This is a genomic window from Undibacterium sp. Di24W, from assembly GCF_049340325.1.
GTDB lineage: Bacteria > Pseudomonadota > Gammaproteobacteria > Burkholderiales > Burkholderiaceae_D > Undibacterium.
In genome coordinates this window covers 623,044-648,579 of the sequence record NZ_JBMPOP010000002.1, presented here as the reverse complement: position 1 = coordinate 648,579, position 25,536 = coordinate 623,044, and the positions used below count along the sequence as shown (strand labels likewise).

Sequence of the window (25,536 nt, the reverse complement as noted above, 5' to 3'; positions counted from 1 at the left end):
AACATTTAATTAGCCGTGCTTGTTGTTTCAGAAGATTTCACCTGATCACCATTCCAAGGCGCGACTTTAAATAAAAGTAACATACCAGGAATCGCCAAAGCAAAACAAATCAGGAAGAAGTTAAACCATCCGGTGCTGGCAACAATAAACCCGATCAGCGCCGTGGTAAACGTGCGCGGAACAGCGGCTAGGCTGGTGAACAAGGCAAATTGCGTGGCGGTATAGCGTGGATCGGTGGCACGAGCTATATAAGCCACGAAAGCAGCAGTTCCCAGGCCAACGCCAAAAGCTTCAGTTGCAAGTACTACACCTAACATGATGGGATCAGGACCGAGTTTCGCTAATAGCGCGAATCCCAAAATACTCAGGGCTTGCGGCACACCAAATATCCAGAGTGCGCGATTAATTCCAAGCTTGATCATCCAAACGCCACCTACCACACCGCCGGCGATGCTGCCCCAAAACAAAGTGAGCTTTGCAATAGTGCCGATCTGAGAAAGCTGAAATCCCAAATCCAGAAAAAACTTGGTCGCGAGCGTTGCCGCCATGGTATCGCCGATACGATATAAAAAGATAAAAGCTAAAATCCAAAATGCGTGCAACCAACCGGCGCGTGTCACAAATTCTCGGAAAGGCAAAACGACGGCTTCTTTTAAGTCTTTCGGCGGCACACCATAAGATTTAGGTTCTTGCACTAACAAAGTACAGAACAGACCTGGTAACATGAACGCGGCGGTAATCCAGAATACCCAGGTCCAGGAAATCATGTCCGCCAATATCAAGGACAAGGCGCCCGGCACAAGGCCCGCTACCTTATAGGCGTTCACCTTGACGGCGGCACCCAAACCTTGTTCGTTATCGTCGAGAATTTCACGGCTAAAGGCATCAATAACAATATCCTGACTTGCAGAGAAAAACGCCACCGCAATTGCCAGCGGAATCACCCATGAAAACTGCGCGATAGGATCAAGCATTCCCATCGCGCCGACACACAAGAACAAGGCGACCTGGGTAAACGCCATCCAACCACGGCGCCGACCAAGCGAGCCAAAGCTAAATCTGTCCATCAAAGGCGACCAGACGAATTTCCACGGATAGGGAAACATCACCAGCGTAAACAAGCCCAGCTTTTTGATATCGATACCCGACTTCGCTAACCAGGCTTGCACTAGATTGATCAGAATAAAAAGTGGCAGGCCGGAACTAAAACCGAGAAAGACCAAAATCAACATACGCTTATTGAAATAGGTCTGCCACTTATTCACGGCGAGTGCGGTCTGTTTTTGATTGGGCTTCTGATCTTGATCGCTCATATCTTAAGTTCTCTTCTTGAGACGGAAAACCGCAAGACTACCACGCAAATTAGGCAGCCAGTGTATCTGTTTACCTTCATGCAGCGCGACACATTCCATCACTTCCAAACCGACGTCATCGGCCAGATCGGCGAAATCATAAATCGTTGCGCAGCGCACATTAGGCGTGTCGTACCATTCAAACGGTAGTGACTTAGACACCGGCATTTTCCCTTGCAAGAGAGCCGTGCGATGCGGCCAATAACCGAAGTTCGGAAAAGACACGATGGCCTCATTGCCGACGCGAGCGATATCACGCAATAGCGGTTCTACATGCTTCATCATTTGTAGCGAAGATAAACATAAGACCGTATCAAAGGCATGCTCACCAAACATACTCAAGCCATTTTCCATGTCTTGCTGAATCACATTAATGCCGCGCTTTGTACATTCCAAGACTTTGTCATCCGCAATTTCGATGCCGTATCCACTGCAACGCTTATCAGTCCTCAAGTAATCGAGCATCACGCCATCACCGCAACCGACATCAAGGACGTGCGAACCAGGTTTAATCCAATCAGCAATAAAGGCGAGATCGGGACGGTGCAGTTTTAATTCTTGAACATTCATGCGAGCTCCTGCGCAATACGATTGTAATAAGCCGCCACAAAATTGAGGTAACGCGCATCATCCAATAGGAAGGCATCGTGTCCATGCGGCGCGTCGATCTCAGCGTAACTCACCGTACGTTTGTTATCGACTAGCGCTTTGACGATTTCGCGGCTACGCTCCGGTGAGAAACGCCAGTCAGTCGTAAACGAAGCGAGCAAGAATTGCGCTTTCGTACCGGCCAAGGCTTTACTTAAATCGCCGCCATGCTCACGCGCCGGATCAAAATAATCGAGCGCCTTGGTAATCAACAAATAAGTATTCGCATCGAAGTAATCAGAGAATTTATCGCCTTGGTAACGCAGATAGGATTCGATTTCAAATTCGACGCCATAACCAAACTGATAGTCAGCAGTTTTCAGCTCTCGTCCAAATTTTTCGGCCATATCGTCGTTCGACAAATAGGTAATGTGACCTATCATACGCGCCACACGCAGACCATTTTTGGGCACGACTTTGTGCGCATAAAAATCGCCGCCATGAAAATCAGGGTCAGTCAGAATTGCTTGCCGCGCGACGTCATTAAACGCAATGTTCTGAGTTGAAAGTTTGGGTGTTGAAGCAATCACCACGCAATGACGCAGGCGCTCAGGAAACAAAATACTCCACGCCAATGCTTGCATGCCACCGAGCGAGCCTCCCATCACGGCGGCAAATTGGGCGATACCCATTTCATCGGCAACCCGCGCCTGGGCTCGTACCCAGTCTTCTACCGTAACGACCGGAAAATCCGCGCCGTATTGTTTTCCCGTCGCTGGATTGATATGCATAGGCCCCGTAGAGCCGAAACATGAGCCTAAATTATTGATGCCAATGACGAAAAATTTATTCGTGTCTAAAGGTTTCCCCGGTCCGACCATGTTATCCCACCAACCTATATTTTTTGGCTGGTCGGCATAATAACCGGCGACATGGTGTGAGGCATTTAAAGCGTGACACACCAAAACTGCATTCGATTTGTCGGCATTTAAGGTGCCATAAGTTTCCACCATCAAGGTGTAATCGGCGATGCTGGCGCCGCTTTGCAAGGGCAAAGGATCACTGAAGCGATACGCTTGTGGCGTGACGATTCCAACGGATGACATAGGTTTTTCCCTTGAGACCAAAAGGCCTCACTTTAAAAAATCTTGGGACTTACGCAAAATTGAGCTGACTAGGCACGGAGCCGAAGACAGTACATTTGTACGGCGAGGCAAACGAAACGACGTCAGCGTCTGTTTTGCGTAAGTTCTAATTTAAAAAGGGGCTAAAAGAGGGGCTGAATGAGGAAAGTGGTACTGCGGCATTCAAGCTCGCTTTAGCCGTATTTATTTGTTTAAACATTTTTTCAAACATTCAAACCGCGCCCGCAAGCTGATTTCAAATCGGCGCAATGTGTGAAGGATAGCGAAGTCTGCGGCTGTCGTCAAATACGATTTATTGATCAAAAAGTATGCAACGACTTCGTCGCCCTACTATTTTGCTTGTATCCGCTAGATTTACGATTTACACATTCAGAGCTAGATTTGCCATGACAATTTAGCAAATAACTCCGCTTGCTTGCGCTTGGCAACGAAACCTGGAGTTTCGGATTTGGTCATGGTCCAGCCTAAATAAGTCGCAGTGCCGACACCCGCTCGATGGGTGTACACCACGGAATTCACATTCCGGCTACTCTCGGATGCTACCGCAATTGAGTACAAATCAGGATTGCGCGTGGTACGGGCATCTTGGATGATGACTCGCAAAGTGTCTTTCGAACTCAGATGAATAATGCTATTAATCTGCATAGCTGTTTCCAAGTACGCACGTTCACCACTGCGCGTTTTTTCTTCATTAATCCAGCTGCTGGCAAAGCTAGGTTCGAGTTCCAAACGATCTATCGGGCGCAATTTTGCGCTCATAGAATAAGAACCGCCACGACCAAGACGATTCGCCAAAATATCGATCACGTCACCAAACGACATATCAAACGCTACACGCGCAATCGCTTTACCCGGGCTGGCAGCGAAGCCAGTTGCTATACGCGCCAAAGAAAATAAATCACCGTTTTGGTTCACACGATTCTTCACAGTGGGACTAATATTTAAATAGGCTGAACTATCATAGGGTCCAGCAATACGCACACCCGGAGTGAGACTCTTAGCCATTAAATTGCCATCGCTGTCCAATTTGTATTCGCCTGATACATACACATTTAATTCATTCAAGGCACCGACGCGACCAAATTTTTTGGTCAGATCCGTGTTGATACTACGAAATCCAACTTGGGAAAAAAATCCATTGTCCGCTCGAAAGTCTTTACTCAAATCACGCAAGCTAGCCGACACACCCCATTGATCATTACCACGCGACCAGTCAAAATACGCCGCGTGCCCATTCGTAGTAGCGCCACGTATCAAATTCCCGTTGACGTCCATTTGCGCATTGCTTGAGCTCATCAATAACTGCCCACGCATCAATTGATTATGATCCATTTGCCAGACAAAGTCGGGACCCGCAACACGGTTATAGCCCTTCTCATCGGCATAAGTCCGGTCGGTCGCGACAGCACCTACTGAAAGCGATCCCATCCTAAAATTAGCACGCGCATCGGTTGCCATCGAGGCGACAGGACTGGTTGCATAGGCGGTGTAATAGGTATGTGGCACCAGCACCAGTCCCCCCGGAGCATCACGCGCTGTCAGGATACTAAAATCTTTATCCGCGTCACGTTGGGTATATCGTAGACCCGCATCAGGATCGGCAATACTGCGCGTACTAATTGCATTAAAGGGTGTGCGAAAAATATCAGCGCCTTCCAAGAAGAATGGGCGCTTTTCCTGCACGAAAATACTAAAACGTGTGTTGCCAGATAACTGCGGTGAATCCAATTCAATTTGAGAAAAATCTGGATTGATCGTAGCGTCTATCGTGGTCGAAGAATTCGGCCGAAACTTCATATCCAAACTTATATCATTTGAACGGGCAGTTTTCGTCGACTTACCCGCCTGCTCGTCAGTCGAGCGGCGCATCACCAACTGTGGCGTAGCATTCCAATTCACTCCCGATGGCAATTCCTGCATCCCAGCAATCTCATCGGAAAAGCATAAATTGCAACTGGTAGCACGAGTCACTGCGCCGCTATACATGCGATATCGCTGATCACGTGTCATATTCCGCATCACCAGTAAGCTCCAAGGTGTCGTGGAATGTTTGTCATAAGCAATCGAGGCAAACGGAATTTTGTATTCCGCACTCCATCCACCATCGAAGCGAGCGGTGGCGACTGAGAATTCGTAATCTGGCGCTGTGTCATCACCACTGGTATCACTATAGATACCATCCATCACCGTGCCCCTGGCGTTGACATAGAAAACTTGTGCTGCTTTATGACCGCCACTTGGATCAATGAACAAGCCAAAGAAATCCTGATCAATACTCACTTTATCCCTACGCGAGAATGAGTCACGAATTTGGCTTGGGTCGGAATCAAAACCTTTTACACCCACATACAAAAAGCGATGATCGTACAGCACGCGCACTTCGGTACGCTCATGCGCCAAGGCTTTATCAAAAGGCTGTGTCTGATAAAAGCGATCAAATACCTCAGCACCTTGCCACTGCTTTTCATCTAGTTTGCCATCAAGTTTAATGTTGTTTGTTTCGGAGTCTAAGCGGAGTGCCTTAAATTGCGCTTGTGCTGGAGAGATTGCCAACAAGAACAGGGCACACAAAGCAAACAGAGATTTCTTCATGATGTCAGGTAATGAGATTTTGATCGTTAATGAGTAGTTGTCGAAATTCTCAATATTAGCAAAACAGATACCCTGTTCATCATGGTGTGATGTCAGCATTACGGAAGGGAAATAGTACGGCCAGAGAGGAGCAACAAAACTGCGGGCTTAGAGTAATATATTTAATATATAGTTCAAAAAAAAAACTGCCCGAAGGCAGTTTTTTTTAAGTTTGCTAATTTAAGCAAATTAGAATGCGTGATTTACACCCAATGCGAAACGAGCTGCAGAACGGTTGTTAGCGCCGATGATAATGCCAATGTCAGTATCTTTAGCCAATGCAGAACCTGCTTTTGCATATGTGAAAGAAGTGTAAGCAGCAGTACGCTTGCTGAAAGCGTATTTGCCCAATACCACGAATGTATCTACTTTACCTTTTACGTCACCAGAGCGACGTGTGCCATAGTAGCCAGTTGTCAAAGTCGTTGCAGGTGCAACAGCGAAATCAGCACCTACGCCAAAAACACCAACATTACGAGTTGTTGTGTTAACTTCGTTTTCTGCGTAAGTTACTTTCAATGTTACATCTTCGTTCACAACGAACTTAGCACCACCTGTGTAAGCGCGCAAAGTAGAATTGTTTGCAGCGTCTTTCAATTGTGAGTATGAGAATACTGCTGTCAAACCACCTTCAGAGAACGCTGCTGATGCGCCCATGTAGCTGCTTGCTTGTGTATCGCCAGCTTTTTCGCCGAAACCATACATACCGCTAAATACGATGCCACCCAATACGCTTGGTGCTGTGTATTTGATAGAATTATTTTGACGAGCTGCAGAAGATGCACCGTTACTTGCGCCATGCGTACCATACAAACTTGTACCATTCATTGCACCAAAAAAGATATTTGGATTAGTGCTTGAATATGAACCACCGATAGGATCAACCTGCACCAAAGTATCGTAAGCCAAGTTAGTTTGACGACCTGCGTTCAATGCACCCATTGTGGAGCTAGACAGACCGACAATTGCGGTACGGTCAAACAAATTACCAGCAGTGCCAGTGTCAATGTTCAATGAACTTTCCAAATTGAAGTTTGCTTTCAAGCCATTACCCAGATCTTCACTACCTTTAAAGCCCCAGCGAGATGAGCTCAAGCCACTAACGTCCATAGACATTTTTTTGCCGCCAGCTGTAGTTTGGTTTGACACGTAAGTCGTATTAACGTCAACTACACCGTACAAAACAACGGAAGATTGAGCGGATGCAACAGATGCGAATGCACCCAATACTGCGAAAGCGATAAGTGATTTTTTCATTGAAAAATTCTCCAAAGGTTAATAAATTTCTTTAATAGACAGTGTTGTAAATTGATTATCTGTCATAAATTTTGTCTCTTGGTGCCGCCACGCAAAAAAGTACGCGCGGATGCTTTTTGCCTCGTATACTAAGTGGCATTGGAACAAATAACACTCTTTTGGGCAAATTGAATCACGCTATTATAAGACATATTTCCGATTTATGTGGCATTGCAACAACATTGCTCAATTAAAGCACGAAAAAATAGCAACAAAATCAATTTTTCTGTTAACGCAAAATTTGAGCGCAATCAAGGTTTTCGCCTCATGGGCGCTTACAATACGCTTTTTTCACAGGCTTCCGAAAAATTATGTTTAGTAAAAATTTCGATCATTTTTTGATTAATTTTGACCGCTCGCTCCGGGTTGTTTCTGGACACGCGAAAGCCTCTCGCACGACTCCCGGCAATACTTGCGCCGAGAACAGCTTGTCAGAATCTGAACAAAAACATAGTGCAGGACTAATGCGAGTCAATCACGTCGGTGAGGTGTGCGCACAAGCGCTGTACGACTCTCAAGCAGTGTTTTCGAAATCGAACGAAGTGCGTCAGCAATTTGCGCGATCTGCCATAGAAGAAGAAGATCATCTGGCATGGACGGCAGAACGCCTGCAGCAACTCAATTCACATACCAGTGTGCTTAATCCGTTATGGTACGTCGGCGCTTATGCTTGCGGTCTGGTAGCAGGGCGTTGCGGCGATGCGATCAGCCTTGGCTTTGTAGTGGAAACGGAAAAGCAAGTGGAAGCGCATCTCGCCAGCCACTTACAAGCATTACCAACGACAGATGAGAAATCACGAGCGATCGTCGAGCAAATGCGCGTCGATGAGATTGAACACGGTACCGCTGCTCAAAATTTAGGTGCCAGCGACTTACCCGCGCCAGTCAAGGCGCTGATGCGCGGTATGGCCAAGCTGATGACCACGACCGCATATCATGTCTAATATTCAATATCTAATATTTAACGTCTAATTTCTAAAATTAAGTCCGGTCTAATTTGGCGATACTCAGATCGAGCAATTTCATACCAAATTTGCCAAAATTAATATGAGCGCGGGCGTTAGTTCCGCTGCCTTCAATATTCACGATCACACCTTCGCCAAACTTGGCGTGCGCGACGTTTTCACCTATGCGCCAAGCGTTTCCGCTACTGACCTGGTTTTTGTTAAAATTCTGTGCAATGGCGTTGGCGCCGGATTCTGGAGCCTCGTCCCAAGCCGATTTTGGACGCGCAAACCAGCTTGGCTGAATCTTAGGCGACAACCATTTCAAGGACTCTTCCGGCATCTCTTCAAAAAAGCGCGAACGCAGGTTGTAACGCGTCTGTCCATGCAGCATACGCGTCTGTGAAAAGGTCATATACAAACGTTGCCGAGCACGTGTGATCGCCACATACATCAGACGGCGTTCTTCCTCTACACCCGACTCTTCCTGGCTACTATTTTCGTGCGGGAACAAACCTTCTTCCAAACCGCCGATGAACACCGCATCAAACTCCAAGCCTTTGGCCGCATGCACGGTCATCAATTGCAGAGCATCTTGCCCCACTTGTGCCTGATTATCTCCAGCTTCCAACGACGCATGCGACAAGAACGCAGACAACGGCGACATCACGGTTGGCAAGGCAGCATCAGCATCAATGATTTCGATGCCATCTGTATTTGCGATCAAACTGCTCGCAGGTCGTGACGCTGGCCCCGCCAAGGCTGGTGCGTCATGCCCGAAGCCTTCTTCGGACACAAACAAAGTTGCTGCATTTACCAATTGCTCTAAGTTTTCTATGCGATCCGCGCCTTCTTTTTCGTTCTGATAATGGGTCAGCAGAGTGCTCAGATCGAGCACCACTTGCACCATTTCTGGTAAAGGTAAGTTTTGTGTTTCAAAGCGCGCGCCTTCTATTAGTTTTACAAAACCACCTAGCGAAGAACCAGCTTTGCCACTGACATAAGGCACCGCTGCATACAGCGAAATATTGTATTGTTTGGCGGCATCTTGCAGCTGCTCTATCGAACGCGCACCTATGCCACGCGTTGGGAAATTCACTACACGCATAAATGCAGAATCATTATGCGGATTGTCCATCAACTGCAAATAGGCAATTGCATGTTTGACTTCGGCGCGGTCAAAATAGCGCTGGCCGCCGTATACGCGATATGGTACATTCGCCGAGAATAGGGCATGTTCAATCACCCGTGATTGGGCATTTGAGCGATACAAGATCGCGATCTGACTGCGCTCGTATCCATCCCGAATCAAATTCTTCGCCTCTTCCGTAATCCATTGTGCTTCTTGAATATCACTACTGGCTTCAAAAATTCGGACTAGCTCGCCATGCCCGGCATCGGTGCGTAAATTTTTACCGAGGCGCTTACTATTGTGTTCGATTAGCGCATTGGCAGTATCCAGAATATGTCCGTGCGAGCGATAATTTTGTTCCAGCTTGATCAGATTTTCAACGCGAAATTCTTTTTCAAACGCGGCCATGTTGCCGACATTCGCACCGCGGAAAGCATAAATACTTTGATCATCATCGCCCACCGCAAACACCGCACCTTGCGTGCCCGCCATCAGCTTGAGCCACTTATATTGCAAGTCATTGGTGTCTTGAAACTCATCGACTAAGATATGTTTGAAGCGGGCCTGATAATGTTCGCGCAAAGGTTGATTGCGACTCAGTAATTCGTAAGTACGCAATAAGAGTTCAGCAAAATCAACCACGCCTTCGCGTTGGCATTGCAAATCATATAGGTCGTACAGCGCCACCATCTTACGATTGAAGTCATCATAAGCGTCCACCTGCGGCGCACGCAAACCTTGGTCTTTGGCACTATTGATGAAATACATCAAAGTTTTAGGCGGGTACTTTTCGTCATCAATGTTATTCGCTTTCAATAAGCGTTTGATGAAAGAAAGCTGATCACCCGAATCCAGAATTTGAAACGTCTGCGGTAAACCCGCATCACGATGATGGGCGCGCAGTAAGCGATTACACAATCCGTGAAAGGTCCCTATCCACATTCCGCGCGTATTGATTGGCAGCATCGCCGACAAGCGCGTTAACATTTCTTTTGCCGATTTATTGGTAAAAGTTACTGCCAGCACACCATTCGGCGAGATCTGACCGGTTTGAATTAACCAGGCTATTCGGGTAGTTAAGACACGCGTTTTACCAGAACCAGCACCCGCCAAAATTAAGGCCGATTGTGCTGGCAAAGTGACGGCAGCGAGCTGCTCAGGATTGAGATTGTGTAGGAGATTTTGCATCCCGATATTATACGGGAGTGTAAGGGTGTGTTTCGGCAGATCGGCGAAAAAGACTGGTTTTTTATACAGTCAGCTTCTTTGCTTCATCATAGGTGCGCAGCCAGGTCAATTGCAGCACCCTAGCATCGCTGCTGGCACGATGCCGCGCGACGCATAGTTCTTTGGCAATTTGTTCTTTGGTGACATGCCAGTTTGGCATTTGCTCTTCTTCGATAATTTCAAAGAGATCATTGAGCTTAAATCTAGGAGTGATCTGCGCCGCATCAAACAAACGCGCCATCCAAACGTAGTCTTGTCCCCAGCCATCGGTGTACACGGTACGACCACCAAGAAAAAAATTTAATTGTTCGGCAACAAATTGCGGTGTATTGCCACGCTCAACCAATACTTCGCGCGGAATACCATGGATCTTGGCTGCCCCGGCATCCCAATGATCCCAATCTTCCTCGGGGCGAATTAATGAACACCAACCTTCGCCATGACGGCCAGAGAAGCCGACTTCAATTGGATAACTACCCTGTCCAAAACCGGATGCTTCGAAATCTATAATGATGGGCACAGTCATCATCGTCAACTCCTGTAGGGAATCACTTATTTCGTTAAATTCAGAAGCCGACAACCAATTTGCTTGCAAGCGCGGTCTTCAATGAGGCAATTAAGTAATGAAATTCCATTGTGCCTCAAATGAAGGACAACACAAGCCTTAGACGCTGGTTTGAAGGGGGAATGGTCAAGAGCGTGGTTTTTCGTTCACGCTCTTGTAGCATTGACCGCGATTAAGGCAAAAACTTCGCACCATGTTCGCGCTGGCGTCTTAAAGTTTTAGTAGCGACAAAAATCTCGCGCAAAAAGAAGATAAAGCTGCCGACTAATGCCAATACGGCAAGGACAAATAAGGAAGCAATAATTTTATCGAGTCTAAGGCCCAGAGCGTCGCCGAGAAACAAGGCAGCAATCACCAGGCATACCAATAAAGCACAAGTCGAGCTCAGAGTAATCGCGCGGTTAATTAAGTGCGAACGTTGATAGAGCTCGTCCAACTCTATTCGCATAATCGGTGTTAAGCCTATATTTGGTTGCGAGGTAACGATATCTTCTAATACTCGTGAACGATCAATAATGCGCGCTAGTCGATTCGTCAGGACAGTCAGATTGGTGCCGACACCGGTCAGCAAAAATACTGGGGCAATTGCCAGTTGAATGATTTGCCCGATGTTTCCCAGATGTAGATTGAGCACGATATTTCTCCTGCAATTGAACATGAACAGTATTTTAACATTGACAGGCGACAACAATTTTCGTCCATATTTCTCACCATTCACGTCGAAAATAGACCTTTAAGATTTAAAAAGCGGCTCTTAGTCGCATTTAGCTAGCCGCCATCCCTCCGGATAGGCACAGTGACGCCATTCCATCACTTACCGGAGAACGACATGACAACATCAATGATTCCAGCCTTCGTATCTAGCTTAGTATCACATACGCCAGGCTGGGTTTGGCTGTTATTAACGGGTCTGTGTGTGCTCGGCTTTAGCCAAACACGCAGTCGCCAGCTATCGCTGCAACGCCTGTGTATTTTGCCATTGGTGATGCTGGGTCTCTCACTGTCAGGCATGGCATCGAGCTTGGGATTGTCTTCTGCCGTTTTATTTGTTTGGGGAAGCGCGTTGGTCATCAGCGCAATTGGCTTATTGGGAATCGGTGTAGGTCGCGGCATCCGTTATGAGAAGGAAAGCAAATTGTTCCGCGTACCTGGAAGTTGGTTACCACTATTATTAATTTTGACCATGTTTGTGGCCAAATATTCAGTCTCCGCAGGTCTGGCGATACTACCAGCATTGGCGCAACAAGCCGCTTTCACACTTAGTTTCAGTGCAATATTTGGCGTTTTGAATGGTGCTTTCTTGGTGCGTGCGTTGGTGGTTTTACGTTTATTAAAATCCGAACAATCTACGTTGAATTTAGCGGTGTAAATCTGAGCTGCGTTTAGACAGCTTATCAAGTCCTAGCCTAAGCAAACATAAAATCAACGCTTAGGCTTGGCGAACTCTGGAAACTCTTCCAACATAAATGCTTCTAACTCCGCACTATCTTCCACCCGCGCCGATAAATTCACTACACGTCCCAAGCGATTCGATTCCCATCGAAAATCGCCCTTGTAATGGGTACGAATAATTTCTATCATCTTACGCACCATCGCCAAATCGATATTGCCATTCACACCAGCATCAACCTCAATGGTTTGCTTCCAGCCATTGCTATTCACCTTCCAGCCACGGAAAGAGAAAGTCCCCATGCGCACACTCTTACTGATGATCTGGAATACACCACTGGTGCCATCTTGTCCGGAGGCGCGCTGCATACTACGTTTTACATTCGCTTCCGCAATCTCTTGTGGACTTTGTCCACGCTGACCTTGTTGTGCCGCCTGATTTTCTGCGGCCGCTGCGGCTTCTGATTGTTGTCGGCGTTCACGGATGGCGTTGAGCATGCTGGCCATATCTGGCATTGGCTCCTCAGCCTTGACTGGTTTTACTGGCTCTTGCGTGCGAACAACAATTGCATCTGGGTTCACCGGACGCGAAATCGCTTTATTAGAAGACTTTGGCGGTGCCTTAGCTGCCGACTTCTTAGGCGCAGGCTCACCCTTTTTGAGTTGAGCGATTTTGTCCATGACAAAAATCATGGGACCACCCACTGGTTTGCCATTTTGAATATCAGCACGAATTTTTAACAAGAAAAATAGCAACAAGCCATGCAATAACAGTACCAACACTATCGCCGCCAGACGTCTAGGTCGGATACGAATGTGGATCTGAATAGTTCCCTGCTCTTCTAGCTCGCGCTCTCGTGATTCTGTGTACAACTTCATGCGGTTCTAATTCAAATTGCTTTGCTTTTCATGGAAGTTGGCAAGGATACCTCAATCTGAGCCAAAGCTTGTATCAAAGCATTGCAGAAGCTCAATTTATTACATTCTTTTCATCTGCCCATACCAAACGAATTGTATGTTTCCGCAAGAGATGTAACAAAGCTTCGAAGCAAAACATGGCAATGTCGCTCTTTCTGCTGCTTAAATCCGCTTTGGTCCGCCTGTTTCAACGCTCACATTTGCTTACAAAGCCTGCTTGTTGTTCTTCGTAAGCTTCATTAATCTGGACGCAGTCCTACCGCGAATGCGAATTCTTATCAACGCACCGACCACTCACTGCAGACAGGGAACATGATGACAACGACAATATCTCCCAACCGGCCTACGCCCACTAATAACGCGGCCGCCAAAAACTCGACCGCATCGTCCACCACCACAATTGCTAGCTTGGGCGTTGTGAGCCTGCTGAGCGCATGCGGTGGAAATAACTCAATGAACGAGAATGCCAATAACGCCATTGCCACTAGCAATCCTGGCATGGCGGGTGCGCCTAGTATGGCAACGCTTGCCCCTATTAGCGATGCAGAGGCCGCACGATTTTTAGCGCAAGCGGGGTTAGGCGTCACTCGAGCGCTGATACAAAAAGTACAAAGCTTAGGCTACAGCGGCTGGCTTGATGAACAGATGGCCATGCCACTCAGTATGAGCCGTTGGGATTGGCTAGTGTCAAAAGGCATGAACGATATCAGCCTGCGCAATTCACAAGCGGGTTTTGATTCTTGTGCCTGGCGTAAATTACTCAATTCCCCAGATACTTTGCGCCAAAGAGTAACGCTGGCCTTATCAGAAATTTTGGTCATCAGCATCAATGGTTTGGTCAACGGTGGCGGTTGGAAGGCTTTTGCCGCCGCCAGTTACCTAGATATGCTGGAAGCAAACTGCTTTGGCAACTACCGCGACTTACTGCAAAAAGTCAGTACCTCAAGCGCGATGAGTTTGTATCTAACTTTCCGTGGCAATACAAAATACAATCCCAGTACCGGCGCACTTCCCGATGAAAATTATGCGCGTGAACTCATGCAGTTATTCAGCATCGGTTTACTGCAACTACATCCCGACGGAACGGCCGTGTTGCGAGATGGTGTCGAGCAAGAAACTTACACGCTCGACGACATCACGGGTCTTGCCCGCGTCTTCACCGGTTGGGATTTTGATTTAAGTAGCAGCAATCTGAGTACACCCGATTACCATCGTCGCCCACTCAAGCAAGTTCCCAGCAAACATGAAACAGGTGCATCCAGCTTTTTAGGCGAAACCGTCCCAGCGGGTCTGAGTGGTGAAGCGGCTTTAAGCATGAGTCTGGACATCATCTTTAAGCATCCCAATGTCGCGCCATTTATCTCGCGCCAACTGATACAACGGCTGGTCACCAGCAATCCGAGCCCCGCTTACGTGGCGCGCGTCAGTTCGGTGTTTAGTAGTAATAATATTGGGGTTAAGGGCGATTTAAAAGCAGTCATCAAAGCGATTTTTCTCGATGACGAAGCGCGTAATACTATCAATATAACGAATCCCACTTTCGGCAAAGTACGTGAACCAATAGTTCGATTTCTGAACTGGGCTCGCGCTTTCAACGCCACCTCCGCCAGCGACACCTGGCGCGTCGGCGACACTTCGGATGCAGGCACTAAACTGGGGCAAAGTCCGCTACGTTCACCCTCCGTTTTCAATTTTTTCCGACCTGGCTATGTGCCGCCCAATAGCGCGATTGCCAATGCCAACTTAGTCGCGCCAGAGATGCAAATCGTCAGCGAATCATCGGTCGTTGGCTATATCAATTTCATGCAAAACGCTGTGAGTGGCACTCGAATCGCTGGCGATCTCATCGGGGATTACAACGCTCTCTTACCACTGGCGAACAATCCTCAGGCCTTAGTTGATGAACTAAATTTATTACTGGCAGCGAATCAAATTGGTAACACCAACATTACTAGCATAAAAAATGCGATTGCCAGCATGCCTGCGACCAATGACCGCAATCGCAGTCAAAGAATTTATGCGGCGTTGACGCTGATCTTGGCGGCACCTGAATTTATCGTCTTAAAATAAATAAAGAAGAGAGAACATCATGAACTCAAATAAGCCGAATAACATCAATGCATCGCGTCGCGCTTTTTTACAACGTGGTTCCGCGCTCGCAGTCGCTGGCGTCGCCACACCTTGGGCGGTGAATCTGGCTGCGATGGCTGAAGCGGCGGCAGCCACCGCCACCGACTACAAAGCTATCGTCTGTGTTTTTATGTACGGTGGCAATGATTACGGCAATACCCTGGTACCTTACGACAGCAGTAACTACAACGCTTACCAACAACTGCGTCCCAGCTTGGCATATCAACGCGCGAGCTTGACTTCGACGCTATTGGTACCCAGCGCAGTGCCTGTCGATAGCGCAGGTGTTGCGCGTGAATTTGCGCTGGCACCTGAATTAGCGCCACTACTCCCTATTTTTAATGCCGGAAAAATGGGCGTACTGCTCAATGTCGGCACTTTGATACAACCTACCAGTAAACTTGAGTACAACAACAAAAGCGTACCGCTACCGCCGAAGTTATTCTCCCATAACGATCAACAATCGGTATGGCAATCATCCTCTCCTGAGGGCGCGACGTCCGGTTGGGGTGGCCGTATGGGCGATTTGTTTGCATCGGGCAATGGCAATGCCACATTTACCTGCGTCAATGTATCAGGCAACGCCGTGTATTTAGCCGGAAATCAAGCAGTGCAATACCAAATCACTACCAATGGATCAGTGCCGCTTGCTGGTTTGCAATCGCCGCTATTTGGCTCCAGCGCCTGTTCCGATGCCTTACGCAATTTGGTCACGCAAAGCCGCAGCCATGTATTTGAAAACGAATACAACCGTGTGACCAAACGTTCGATCGATGCCGATCTCGTTCTCAGTGGCGCACTCGCTTCTGGTCCAGAAATAAAAACCGTTTTCCCTACCGATAATAGTCTCGGTGACCAACTCAAAATGGTGGCACGCATGATCGCTGCCGCGCCGACTTTGGGCGCCAAACGCCAAGTGTTTTTTGTGTCTTTGGGCGGCTTCGACAATCACGATGGTTTGCTCACAGATCATCCCGTTTTATTGAAAACTGTGGCAGATGCCATGGCAGCGTTCTACAATTCGACATTGGAGCTGGGAGTCGCGAATCAAGTCACCACGTTTACTGCCTCCGATTTTGGCCGCACCTTGAGTGGCAATAACGATGGCAGTGATCATGGCTGGGGCAGTATGCATTTTATGCTCGGCGGTGCGGTGAACGGAAAACGCTTTTACGGCACCGCGCCGATCGTCGCCAGCAATGGCCCTGACGATGTTGGTCAAGGACGTTTATTGCCTAGCACTTCGGTCGACCAATACGCCGCCACTTTAGGTAAATGGTTAGGTATCTCTGATTCTGAATTACTCAGTTTATTGCCGAATCTGGCAAATTTTAATGCCAGTAGCAGAAATCTAGGATTTGTCTAAGCTCTCGAAAATTCTAAGCTATTTCGTTACTAAGCAATTCTCGATCACTTTTTAACAGCGACTCGGACGACTGGCGTGGAAAATGCAGCGTGACTACCGTGCCCTCTTCGTCCGAGCTTCGCATGCTAGCCGTACCGCCATGCGCTTCAGCAATGAGCTTGGCAGAATAAGTACCGAGACCCGTTCCGTGCGCTTTACCATGCGACACGTACTTTTCAAAAAAGCGTGACTCGACCACAGTCGGAACGCGGCTTGGATTATGTATACGAATTTCGATAGCGTCATTAACAAGCAATTCACACGAGACGCGATCACCCGCATTGCTTGCCTCTGCTGCATTCTTTAGAAAATTGTGCAGCATGGAATACAATAGTAATTGTTCACCCTGCATTTGTTCACCGTGCACAGACTCGTCGTGCGCTACGCCATCGTTACCAAATTTTGCCTCGACGACCACGTCTTTGCTCATGAATAGTTTTTGATTTTCATCACACACCCTGCGCACTAATGCGCACATATCAACACGCTTCGATTGCAAGATATAGCGGCCTTGCTCGATTTTAAGCAGGTCATTCGAGAGATCAATTAACTGCAAAATTTCATAAGTGCTTTGTTCTATCATTTTGATCTTTTCTCGCTGCTCATCACTTAACCCGCTATCCTCAGAAAACGCGGCAGTGTGTCCCAAAATGATTGCTAAAGGATTCTTAAGATCGTGGTGGGCAATCCGTTCCACCTCCTCCCGCAGGCGCGAGTTCTCCATTAAAAGATCATATTTTTCGCGCATGTGTTCGTGATTGAGTGAGATACGTATCGCGGCGGCGACGCGTGCTTTCAAAATGACGGGTTCTATCGGCTTGGTGACGTAGTCCACCGCACCCAGCTCAAACCCTTCAGCAATCTTGTCGGCATCACCGATTGCAGTAAGAAAAATGACAGGAACATGAGCGGTTCTAGGATCGGCTTTGAGACGGCGACAAACTTCAAAGCCGTCGATCTCAGGCATCATCACATCAAGCAGCACCAAGTCTGGCGCAGCGATTTGGCATACTTCGATCGCTCTAAGGCCGCTAGCGGAAATTTTGATTTGATATTGATCTTGCAAAAGACCAGCCACCATTTTTAGGTTAAATGGCGTATCGTCCACTACCAATACCGTTGGACGTTTATTCTCGGTTTTTCCGGCAACCGTCTCAGCGTTGCTACCCGAGCTATCAGGTGTATTGTAGGAATTGGTGAGCGCATTACGAACTTTGCGCGCTAACTCTTCAGGCTTAAATGGCTTGAATAAAAAATCTTTCACGCCTGCTTGAATCGCCCGCATGACATAGTCACGTTGCATTTCCGCCGAAACGATAATCACAGGGATGTCTTTCAGGCGCGAATCTTGCCGAACGGCGAGTAACAGTTCCAAGCCATTCATCACCGGCATGGACCAATCTGTAATAATTAACTTCGGCGAGGACAGGTTCAGGATTCGTAAGGCCTCATCACCATTCGAAGCAGTCTGAATTTTAGAATATCCCAAAGATCTGAGCTGTTGCACAATGATGTTACGGATCGCCGCAATATCATCGACGACCAAAATTTCACACGCGTCAGCCATTTCTACCCAACCTTCAAATTAAGGACGAAAACAAATTCAATCAGTTAGTTTAGAAAGAAAATACCCTCATTCGACATCAGAAGCAAGATGAAAAAACTATCTTTAACATCAATGCTACATGGTGTGCAACAGACTAAGCCAAGCCGCACTGCCTTTAAACTGAGGATGGTGGGAATCTAAAGCCTCTCAACACCGAGGCGCACGGAAAACCCAAGTTATAGCGCAAACCTAGCCCACGCAATGACGACCATAACAGGGTCAATTCGACAGAAGATATTTTTTTGCCATTAAAAAAGCTTACTTTTAAAGCTAATTGCATGATTTTTAAGCGAAAATCAGCAAAGCCATTAGGCAGAAACCGCATCTGAGAGTAAACTACGGCCTTATGCTTTTTCGCATCCTGTGAAAAACGCGCCTCTTGTACCCGATGTTCCTCTAGTGAGCCCGCCCCATGTCTGAAGCCCAATTATCCCCGACTATCACCTTTGCTGACCTGCAATTGAGTGAAGCCATCCAACGCGCATTGAGCGACGTTGGCTACGAATCGCCATCGCCGATTCAAGCCGCTACTATCCCAACTTTGTTAGAAGGCCGCGATGTTCTAGGTCAGGCGCAAACAGGTACTGGTAAAACCGCTGCGTTCGCCTTGCCGATTTTGTCGCAGATCGACATTCGTCAAACCGCACCGCAAGCACTGGTGTTAGCGCCAACGCGCGAATTGGCGATTCAGGTGGCAGAAGCGTTTCAGACTTACGCGCGTTATATTCCAGGCTTCCATGTCTTGCCGATTTACGGCGGTCAAAGCTATGGTCCACAATTGTCAGCGTTGCGCCGTGGTGTGCACGTGGTGGTCGGAACCCCGGGTCGCGTGATTGATCATTTGGATAAAGGCTCACTCGATTTATCTCAACTCAAAACTTTGGTACTGGATGAAGCCGATGAAATGCTGCGCATGGGTTTTATCGATGACGTAGAACGCATCTTGCAAGAGACGCCAGAAGGTCATCAGACCGCGTTGTTCTCCGCGACCATGCCTTCCGTGATCAAGCGCATCGCCCAAACTTATTTGAACAAGCCTGCTGAAATCACAGTCGCAGCAAAAACCGGTACGGCCGACAATATTCGCCAACGTTATTGGTTGGTCAGCGGCATGCATAAGCTCGACGCATTGACGCGTATTTTGGAAGCGGAAACTTTTGACGGCATGATCATCTTTGCCCGTACCAAACTCGGTACCGAGGAACTCGCTTCCAAATTAGCAGCGCGTGGTTTCTCAGTCGCTGCGATCAATGGCGATATTCAACAGCAACAACGTGAACGCACGATTCAACAATTAAAAGACGGCAAGATCGATATCTTGGTCGCAACCGACGTTGCTGCCCGCGGTCTGGACGTAGAACGTATCAGCCACGTCGTCAATTACGACGTACCACATGATCCAGAAAGCTATACGCATCGTATCGGTCGTACCGGTCGTGCAGGCCGTAGCGGTGAAGCGATTTTGTTCATCACACCACGTGAAAAAAATCTCTTAAAGGCGATCGAACGCGCGACGCGTCAACCGGTATCCCCATTGGAATTGCCAACCATTCAGGCTGTTAACAATGTGCGTATCTCACGCTTTAAAGATCAGATCACGGAGACTTTGGCACAGGGCGAACTCGAACAATTCCTGAACGTGATCGCCGAATACGAAAGCGAACACAATGTCCCAGCGTTTGAAATCGCCGCTGCATTAGCCAAGATGGCTCGTGGCGACGAGCCACTGCTACTAGATAAGAACAAACGCGAAGTGAAAACCGATGACAGCTGGCGTGATGAGGCTCCTTCACGCGGTAGCCGTACTGAACGCGGAGATCGTCCAGCACGTGGTGATCGTGGCGACAGCAATGAACGTGGCAGCCGATTTGGTGACCGCAGCGATCGCGAAAGCCGCGGCCCACGTCGTGAGCACAGCCCACGCACCGCTGAACCTGGCATGCGCACATTCCGTATCGCGGTAGGTCATGAGCACGGCGTTAAGCCAGGCAATATCGTCGGCGCGATTGCGAACGAAGCGAACATCGATTCTAAACATATCGGTCGCATCGACATCTACGACGATTACACGGTCTTAGATTTACCAGAAGATTTGCCAAAAGATATGTTGTCGCATTTGAAGAGCGTGCGTGTTGCAGGCCAGGCACTCAATATCCGTGCGGACGGCGAAGCGGCTAGCAGCAATGACGAAGCGCCTCGCGAACGTGCACCACGTACTGAGCGCGCACCTCGTGTTGAACGTGCCGAGCGCACAGAGCGCAGTGATAGTTTCGAAAGGAAATCTGATCGCAGCAAACTAGACAAAGTCGTCGAACGCGCAGCCACTTTCCCGGCCGATGAAGCCCCAGTTAAAGCTGACAAAAAACGTGCAGACAGCAAAGGCAAAGTCGCGATTCCTATGCAGACTTTCCGTATCGAAGTCGGCAAGCAACACGCCGTCACACCAGGCAATATCGTCGGCGCGATCGCCAATGAAGCAGGTTTGGATGCGAAGTTAATCGGTCATATCGGTTTGTTTGACGATTACTCGACTGTCGATCTGCCAGTCGGTATGCCAAAAGACATACTCACGCATTTAAAAGGCGTGTGGGTCGCTGGTAAAAAATTAGACATCAAAGAAATCGGCCCGAGCACTATGTTGGTCAATGCTAAACCAGTGCCTTTGAAAGAACGTATTGCAGGTGGCAATCGCCGTGTCGCTGAAAAAGAGGCAGCACCACGCGTCAAAAAGCCAGCAACAGCACGCGGTGGTAGCAGTAGTCGTTTTGAAACGGTTAAAGGCGTAAGTAAGGCGAAGAAGTATTGATGTGCTAGGCCGCATTGGTAGACAAAAAACCGCCTGATAGGCGGTTTTTTGTTATTCAATTTCTCAGCTAAGTTAGCCTGCTCGCAATCCCCAAAATTTCATGCTGTGTATATCATATTCAGCAATCCGAGCCTAGGTTCAATACATGCCAAACCTACTTACTTTTTAAAATCAAACAAATCCATCAAGTCCCCTATCGCTGGGCGGTTGAGTGGTACGTAAGGATTTTTTTTGTCGCTCACCGGATTCGGAAGATTATCCCTGCTACGTTTAGACAGCGGTGATAAGCGCCAATTGCGTTGTATGAATTTTAGGATAGAGGCGTGATTATAGTAAGTATGATCGACATAGCCTTTCTTGGAAAAAGGTGACACCGCAATCAATGGAATCCGGGTACCGTCACCGAAGAAATCAATCAACTGAATATAACCAGAGTCGTAGTAACCACCACCTTCATCAAAGGTCACCAAAATGACCGTATCTTTCCATAGCTCGGGGTTGCTTTGAACTCGCGCCACCACGTCGGCGACCAGCTCGTCAAAATTGGGTTGGGTGGCATAGCCCGGATGTCCAGAAATGCTGTCGTAAGGTGCGATAAAAGAGACGGCAGGAAACGCCTTGGCATCTTTTACATCTAAGTAGAACTGACTGAGGTCTTGCAGCTTTTCCTTATCAGGCCCTGTCATCGTCGAGGTAAAGAAACTCGGTGTATCGCACATCGCGCAATACTCCTTATCGACGTTTTTGCCATCGTTACGACCGCCGGTATACCATTTCCAAGACACTGAAGCGGCGCTTAAGGCGTCACCAATATGTGGCATGGTTTGGGGTGGTATCGTGAAGATCGTATCGCCAAGCGGCATCGCTGCCCCTAATGGCGTATAACCTGGCTCCATGTTATTGACCATGTAGTAGGTGTCTGGCTCGCAGTTGCCCTGTCTGAAAGCAGGATAGGGCAATTTTTTCAATAGCGTCTTGATGCCTATGACACCTGGCTCTTGTTCGTCAGCACATTTCACGTAAGTGCCACCACGATAGCCGTCTTCGGTATACCAATTATTCGTGTTCGCTTGTGCGTCTGGGTTCTCAATCTGCTTCTTTGGTGGTGTCGCTGCCTTAATACCATCCGTATAAAACGCCACATCGGCGGTCGCCAGCGCAAAATAGTTTGCAGTCGTGCCGCCCATGATAGGCTGATGGTAGTTATCGGAAATAGCGTAGGTATCGGCCAGCTTCTTAAAATACGGCGCATCGCCAGTCGCCATATTATAAAAACCCATCGCGATAGCGCCTTGATAGGTACGCCCCGCCGCTATCGGTGCTGGTGCGTTGCTAGGGCCGACACCAACCGTCTCCGCAGTCCATACAAACAAATCGTTTTTGCCGCCATTCACTTGCTGCCACATCTGAAAGAAACGATGGATAGGATCACCGGTGTGAGCACCATAGCTAACGTGATGAGTAATTTGAAACGGGCCGTTTGACATCTTCGCTGGGAAGCGATTGTCTGGAATATCTTTGCGCTGTCCAAACGCGCCCGCCGCATAAGGTTGCGGTAAATGGGTATAGTTTGCGTTGACTTCTGGTGTAGGGCTGTAGGTTCCAAAATTACTGGCTAGTTTTTGGCTAGCTAAGGCAAAGTTCGGACCAGGTGTGCCGTCTTTTTTGACGATACCTTTGGACAGCAAATTTGAAATACTCTGGCCTTTCTTGGGCTCATACACACCGTAAAGATTATCAAACGTCCGATTCTCTCCAACGATCACAATCACATGTTTGATCGGTGTCGTGGTGTCTTTGTCGCGCGTAGCGGTAGCGCTAATAGCCTGCGCGTGCAACCAAGTTGGCATCAATGTGACTCCAACCACAGAGCAGAACAATGCCCATTTTGGATTTACTATTTTTCTCATGTTTTCTATCCTTCGTGCTCAAATCAAAAACGCCGATCTTCATTTACCATGAAGGCCGGCGTTCATTTTAGTAATGCCCTTAAAGAGGTTTTACAGCTTCGCGGACAAACTCAAAAATACTTGACGTGGCGCACCTGTCAATAAAGTAGCAAAGCTACCCGTGGTATCGGACGTGGCAAAACCATTCGAGCCTATCGTGCTGTAGTACTTGGTGTTTGCCAGATTCGTTACGTTGACTTGAATCGATACATCTTTCAAACCAGCCAAAGTCTTTTGCTTCACACCAAAAGCCAGATTACTCAACCAGAACGATGGTGCATTGCCATCATTTAAATAAGTATAGTAACGCTTGTCCGTAAACTTGGTGCCAATGCGTGTGAAGAAGCTCTCGTTTTCCCACGTTAATTCAGTATTGAACATGGTCTTAGGTGCATCAACGACTTGTTTGCCTTTGACTGGAATGATCACTTTATCCAAATAGTTTGATTGGTACTGTGAATCATTGTAAGTGTAGGAATTAAACCATGACAATTCGTTCGACAACTTCCAGATCAACACAGCTTCCAAACCGTTGGTCGCCACTTTACCGACGTTAACGAAGGTATTTGGACAGCCTACGATACCCGCACAGTTAGCAACATTCAGCAAACGATCTTTGAATTCCGCATGATACAACGCCACTGAGCCTTGTATATCGCTGCGTTTAAAACGATAACCAAGATCGATAGAAGTCGAAGTCTCAGGCTTTAAATTTGTCACGCTAGTGTTAAACGCCGCTTGCGTTTGTGAGAACGGGCCAGAAACGCCTGGTTGATAAGCGCGCATATTTTCGGTCACCGAAGCGAAAAGTTCATCCTCTTTACTGAGTTGATACTTCGCGCCCAGCTGCGGCAAGAAATTTTCTTTCGCAGTGATAGAACCTTGCGCACGCGTGCCAACTAAGCTCGTCGCATCGATCTTCACTTTTGGGGTTTTAAAGCCAAAGTTCAACGCTAATGCACCGTCCATTAATTCTACGGTATCTTGCACATAGAACTGGGTCGTGTTTGTATCAAACTTCTGCTTAAAACCAGTTGAAAAAGGATTTCTCAAGAAATAATTTTTGTCTGATCCATCAGTTACAGCATAAAAATTACGCGTTAAAGTATGGTCACTATTCTCCAACCAAAAACCAGCCTTGATGAAGTGCATGCCAATGTCCATATTCAGATCACTGATCAGACCTGATCGATTGATTTCGTACTCAGTAGTACGAATAGAGATAGGGTCAGTCTTCGAAGTGGCGGTGTAAGGTGTGTACCAGTGACCTTGGCCTTCATTGCTATGATGGTAAAGCGTTGTTTTGAGTTCTGTACTGTCGCTCAACTTCCAACTGAAAGTCGCACCTGCCAACTTATCTTTACGCAAACCGCTACCTTCATAGTAGGCATCATCAAGATTGTTTACACCGCCAGTAAAAACACCCTTGGCCGCATTCACTGCACGTTGCCAGTCAGGAGCATAGTTATCCCAATTCCAACCTAAACGTTTAGTCATTTCCAACGACATATCTTGGTAATCGACTTCTTTACGGTCAGAATAATTGAAGAATGCGTCCAGACGATTTTCACCGAAATTCTGCACTAACTTAGAGTTGAATTGATCTTGATTCTGCTCACCAGCACCCTTAGTCTTTTCAGTACGATGGCGAGTCACACTCAATGCAAATTTTGTGCCGCTATCAAATTTTCCAGAGTCGAGACGCGCGAACGTATGGGAGGTTTTGTTACTACCAAAGGTTTGTTCACCACTCAATGTAAACGTCTCACTAGGTTCGGCAGAAAAGAATTGTACAGTGCCGCCTAAGTTGCTAGTCGATGCGGTCGACAAAGAACCCGCACCTTGCGACAAACTCACACGACCCAAGTTTTCTGCTGAGATCGCACGGCTAATGTGCAAACCGTTATTGTTACCGTAGCTCATATCGCCGAGCGGTACGTTATCCAGAGTAAAACCCAATTGATTTTGACTAAAGCCACGTACACTAAAACGTGTCGACCATTCATAGCTACCAAACGGATCCGCTGACTGAAACGATACACCAGGCAATTTATCCAAGGTTTTTAAAGGGCTAGTACCTGGCGTCACTTTGGTCAGATCACTGCGATTAATATTTTGTACTTGACGCGACTGTCCTTGGCCTAAGACCGTGACTGTTTCGACTTTCACATCAGGCTCATTGGTATCGCTAGCGTTTGTATCGATCACTGCCGCATGCGACATGACTGCGATCGCCTGTAAGACCATGAAGCAAAGTGGTTTTAACATCAATTGAGGTTTCATTTTTCTCGTCCAAATATGTTTTGTTATGGTTGAATAATTTCTCGTCTTTGAGTTCTGTTTTTGATAAAAGCAAAGATGCAAAACAAAAGCCACGGCTATGCAGGTTGTTAAGCCGGCAAGACGAACGAATCGTAAGAAAAACAAATGACCACTCAGTGACAGTCAGTAGA

The 25,536-nt window shown here is 47.5% G+C and carries 17 protein-coding genes; 5 read left to right on the top strand and 12 right to left on the bottom strand.

Annotation, left to right across the window (positions count from 1 at the left end; all coding sequences use genetic code 11):
- Positions 1–5: 5 nt before the first annotated feature.
- From ACO0KZ_RS06255 to ACO0KZ_RS06235, 5 genes are all read right to left on the bottom strand, one after another.
- A complete protein-coding gene (locus tag ACO0KZ_RS06255) occupies positions 6–1,313 on the bottom strand; it encodes an AmpG family muropeptide MFS transporter (RefSeq protein WP_422993841.1) in 1,308 nt (435 codons plus the stop codon).
- Between the two features lie 3 nt (positions 1,314–1,316).
- A complete protein-coding gene (gene metW, locus ACO0KZ_RS06250) occupies positions 1,317–1,922 on the bottom strand; it encodes a methionine biosynthesis protein MetW (protein WP_422993839.1) in 606 nt (201 codons plus the stop codon).
- Positions 1,919–3,046, bottom strand: a complete 1,128-nt coding sequence (gene metX / locus ACO0KZ_RS06245; protein ID WP_422993837.1) for a homoserine O-succinyltransferase MetX — start codon at positions 3,044–3,046, stop codon at positions 1,919–1,921. The genes metW and metX overlap by 4 nt, the downstream gene beginning before the upstream one ends.
- 414 nt (positions 3,047–3,460) lie before the next feature.
- Positions 3,461–5,677 carry a DUF5916 domain-containing protein gene (locus tag ACO0KZ_RS06240; protein ID WP_422993835.1) on the bottom strand — a complete coding sequence of 739 codons (2,217 nt, stop codon included), beginning with the start codon at positions 5,675–5,677 and terminating at the stop codon, positions 3,461–3,463.
- 228 nt (positions 5,678–5,905) lie between these two features.
- Positions 5,906–6,973 carry a porin gene (locus tag ACO0KZ_RS06235; protein WP_422993833.1) on the bottom strand — a complete coding sequence of 356 codons (1,068 nt, stop codon included), beginning with the start codon at positions 6,971–6,973 and terminating at the stop codon, positions 5,906–5,908.
- Between the two features lie 350 nt (positions 6,974–7,323).
- On the opposite strand from ACO0KZ_RS06235, the gene coq7 reads away from it, so the two are divergent.
- Positions 7,324–7,956: a 2-polyprenyl-3-methyl-6-methoxy-1,4-benzoquinone monooxygenase gene (coq7, locus tag ACO0KZ_RS06230; RefSeq protein ID WP_422993831.1), complete on the top strand. Its 633-nt coding sequence runs from the start codon at positions 7,324–7,326 to the stop codon at positions 7,954–7,956.
- A gap of 37 nt (positions 7,957–7,993) precedes the next feature.
- Here the strand turns inward: coq7 and ACO0KZ_RS06225 are convergent, their stop codons facing one another.
- The 3 genes from ACO0KZ_RS06225 to ACO0KZ_RS06215 all read right to left on the bottom strand — a co-directional run bounded on the left by ACO0KZ_RS06225 (position 7,994) and on the right by ACO0KZ_RS06215 (position 11,514).
- A complete protein-coding gene (locus tag ACO0KZ_RS06225; protein WP_422993829.1) occupies positions 7,994–10,276 on the bottom strand; it encodes a UvrD-helicase domain-containing protein in 2,283 nt (760 codons plus the stop codon).
- A gap of 61 nt (positions 10,277–10,337) precedes the next feature.
- A complete protein-coding gene (locus ACO0KZ_RS06220; RefSeq protein WP_422993827.1) occupies positions 10,338–10,844 on the bottom strand; it encodes a hypothetical protein in 507 nt (168 codons plus the stop codon).
- A 208-nt stretch (positions 10,845–11,052) separates the two neighbouring features.
- Positions 11,053–11,514, bottom strand: a complete 462-nt coding sequence (locus tag ACO0KZ_RS06215; RefSeq protein WP_422993825.1) for a DUF2721 domain-containing protein — start codon at positions 11,512–11,514, stop codon at positions 11,053–11,055.
- A 195-nt stretch (positions 11,515–11,709) separates the two neighbouring features.
- Between ACO0KZ_RS06215 and ACO0KZ_RS06210 the strand changes: the two genes are divergently transcribed.
- Positions 11,710–12,249: a DUF6622 family protein gene (locus tag ACO0KZ_RS06210; RefSeq protein ID WP_422993823.1), complete on the top strand. Its 540-nt coding sequence runs from the start codon at positions 11,710–11,712 to the stop codon at positions 12,247–12,249.
- A gap of 53 nt (positions 12,250–12,302) precedes the next feature.
- Here the strand turns inward: ACO0KZ_RS06210 and ACO0KZ_RS06205 are convergent, their stop codons facing one another.
- Positions 12,303–13,148 carry a hypothetical protein gene (locus ACO0KZ_RS06205; protein WP_422993821.1) on the bottom strand — a complete coding sequence of 282 codons (846 nt, stop codon included), beginning with the start codon at positions 13,146–13,148 and terminating at the stop codon, positions 12,303–12,305.
- Between the two features lie 351 nt (positions 13,149–13,499).
- On the opposite strand from ACO0KZ_RS06205, the gene ACO0KZ_RS06200 reads away from it, so the two are divergent.
- Together ACO0KZ_RS06200 and ACO0KZ_RS06195 are read left to right on the top strand one after the other, a co-directional pair.
- Positions 13,500–15,257: a DUF1800 domain-containing protein gene (locus tag ACO0KZ_RS06200; RefSeq protein ID WP_422993819.1), complete on the top strand. Its 1,758-nt coding sequence runs from the start codon at positions 13,500–13,502 to the stop codon at positions 15,255–15,257.
- Positions 15,258–15,276: 19 nt separating this feature from the next.
- Positions 15,277–16,683, top strand: a complete 1,407-nt coding sequence (locus ACO0KZ_RS06195; protein ID WP_422993817.1) for a DUF1501 domain-containing protein — start codon at positions 15,277–15,279, stop codon at positions 16,681–16,683.
- Positions 16,684–16,696: 13 nt separating this feature from the next.
- On the opposite strand, the gene ACO0KZ_RS06190 is transcribed toward ACO0KZ_RS06195, so the two are convergent.
- On the bottom strand, positions 16,697–18,289 hold the full coding sequence (locus ACO0KZ_RS06190) for a response regulator (RefSeq protein ID WP_422993815.1): 1,593 nt from the start codon (positions 18,287–18,289) through the stop codon (positions 16,697–16,699).
- Positions 18,290–18,740: 451 nt separating this feature from the next.
- Between ACO0KZ_RS06190 and ACO0KZ_RS06185 the strand changes: the two genes are divergently transcribed.
- Complete coding sequence (locus tag ACO0KZ_RS06185) at positions 18,741–21,134, top strand: DEAD/DEAH box helicase (protein WP_422993813.1); 2,394 nt, start codon at positions 18,741–18,743, stop codon at positions 21,132–21,134.
- Positions 21,135–21,292: 158 nt separating this feature from the next.
- On the opposite strand, the gene ACO0KZ_RS06180 is transcribed toward ACO0KZ_RS06185, so the two are convergent.
- Both ACO0KZ_RS06180 and ACO0KZ_RS06175 read right to left on the bottom strand, forming a co-directional pair.
- The gene (locus ACO0KZ_RS06180) at positions 21,293–23,044 is read right to left on the bottom strand and encodes an alkaline phosphatase family protein (RefSeq protein WP_422993811.1); all 1,752 of its coding nucleotides are present in this window, start codon (positions 23,042–23,044) and stop codon (positions 21,293–21,295) included.
- Between the two features lie 90 nt (positions 23,045–23,134).
- The gene (locus ACO0KZ_RS06175; protein WP_422993809.1) at positions 23,135–25,366 is read right to left on the bottom strand and encodes a TonB-dependent receptor; all 2,232 of its coding nucleotides are present in this window, start codon (positions 25,364–25,366) and stop codon (positions 23,135–23,137) included.
- Positions 25,367–25,536: the final 170 nt, after the last annotated feature.

What these genes read in the sequence shown, in the direction of transcription:
- metW (WP_422993839.1), bottom strand. Translation starts at nt 1,922, where the DNA reads ATGAATGTTCAAGAATTAAAACTGCACCGTCCCGATCTCGCCTTTATT.
- ACO0KZ_RS06225 (WP_422993829.1), bottom strand. Translation starts at nt 10,276, where the DNA reads ATGCAAAATCTCCTACACAATCTCAATCCTGAGCAGCTCGCTGCCGTC.
- ACO0KZ_RS06205 (WP_422993821.1), bottom strand. Translation starts at nt 13,148, where the DNA reads ATGAAGTTGTACACAGAATCACGAGAGCGCGAGCTAGAAGAGCAGGGA.
- metX (WP_422993837.1), bottom strand. Translation starts at nt 3,046, where the DNA reads ATGTCATCCGTTGGAATCGTCACGCCACAAGCGTATCGCTTCAGTGAT.
- ACO0KZ_RS06185 (WP_422993813.1), top strand. Translation starts at nt 18,741, where the DNA reads ATGTCTGAAGCCCAATTATCCCCGACTATCACCTTTGCTGACCTGCAA.
- ACO0KZ_RS06255 (WP_422993841.1), bottom strand. Translation starts at nt 1,313, where the DNA reads ATGAGCGATCAAGATCAGAAGCCCAATCAAAAACAGACCGCACTCGCC.
- ACO0KZ_RS06210 (WP_422993823.1), top strand. Translation starts at nt 11,710, where the DNA reads ATGACAACATCAATGATTCCAGCCTTCGTATCTAGCTTAGTATCACAT.
- ACO0KZ_RS06175 (WP_422993809.1), bottom strand. Translation starts at nt 25,366, where the DNA reads ATGAAACCTCAATTGATGTTAAAACCACTTTGCTTCATGGTCTTACAG.
- ACO0KZ_RS06240 (WP_422993835.1), bottom strand. Translation starts at nt 5,677, where the DNA reads ATGAAGAAATCTCTGTTTGCTTTGTGTGCCCTGTTCTTGTTGGCAATC.
- ACO0KZ_RS06190 (WP_422993815.1), bottom strand. Translation starts at nt 18,289, where the DNA reads ATGGCTGACGCGTGTGAAATTTTGGTCGTCGATGATATTGCGGCGATC.
- ACO0KZ_RS06220 (WP_422993827.1), bottom strand. Translation starts at nt 10,844, where the DNA reads ATGATGACTGTGCCCATCATTATAGATTTCGAAGCATCCGGTTTTGGA.
- ACO0KZ_RS06200 (WP_422993819.1), top strand. Translation starts at nt 13,500, where the DNA reads ATGATGACAACGACAATATCTCCCAACCGGCCTACGCCCACTAATAAC.
- ACO0KZ_RS06195 (WP_422993817.1), top strand. Translation starts at nt 15,277, where the DNA reads ATGAACTCAAATAAGCCGAATAACATCAATGCATCGCGTCGCGCTTTT.
- coq7 (WP_422993831.1), top strand. Translation starts at nt 7,324, where the DNA reads ATGTTTAGTAAAAATTTCGATCATTTTTTGATTAATTTTGACCGCTCG.
- ACO0KZ_RS06180 (WP_422993811.1), bottom strand. Translation starts at nt 23,044, where the DNA reads ATGAGAAAAATAGTAAATCCAAAATGGGCATTGTTCTGCTCTGTGGTT.
- ACO0KZ_RS06235 (WP_422993833.1), bottom strand. Translation starts at nt 6,973, where the DNA reads ATGAAAAAATCACTTATCGCTTTCGCAGTATTGGGTGCATTCGCATCT.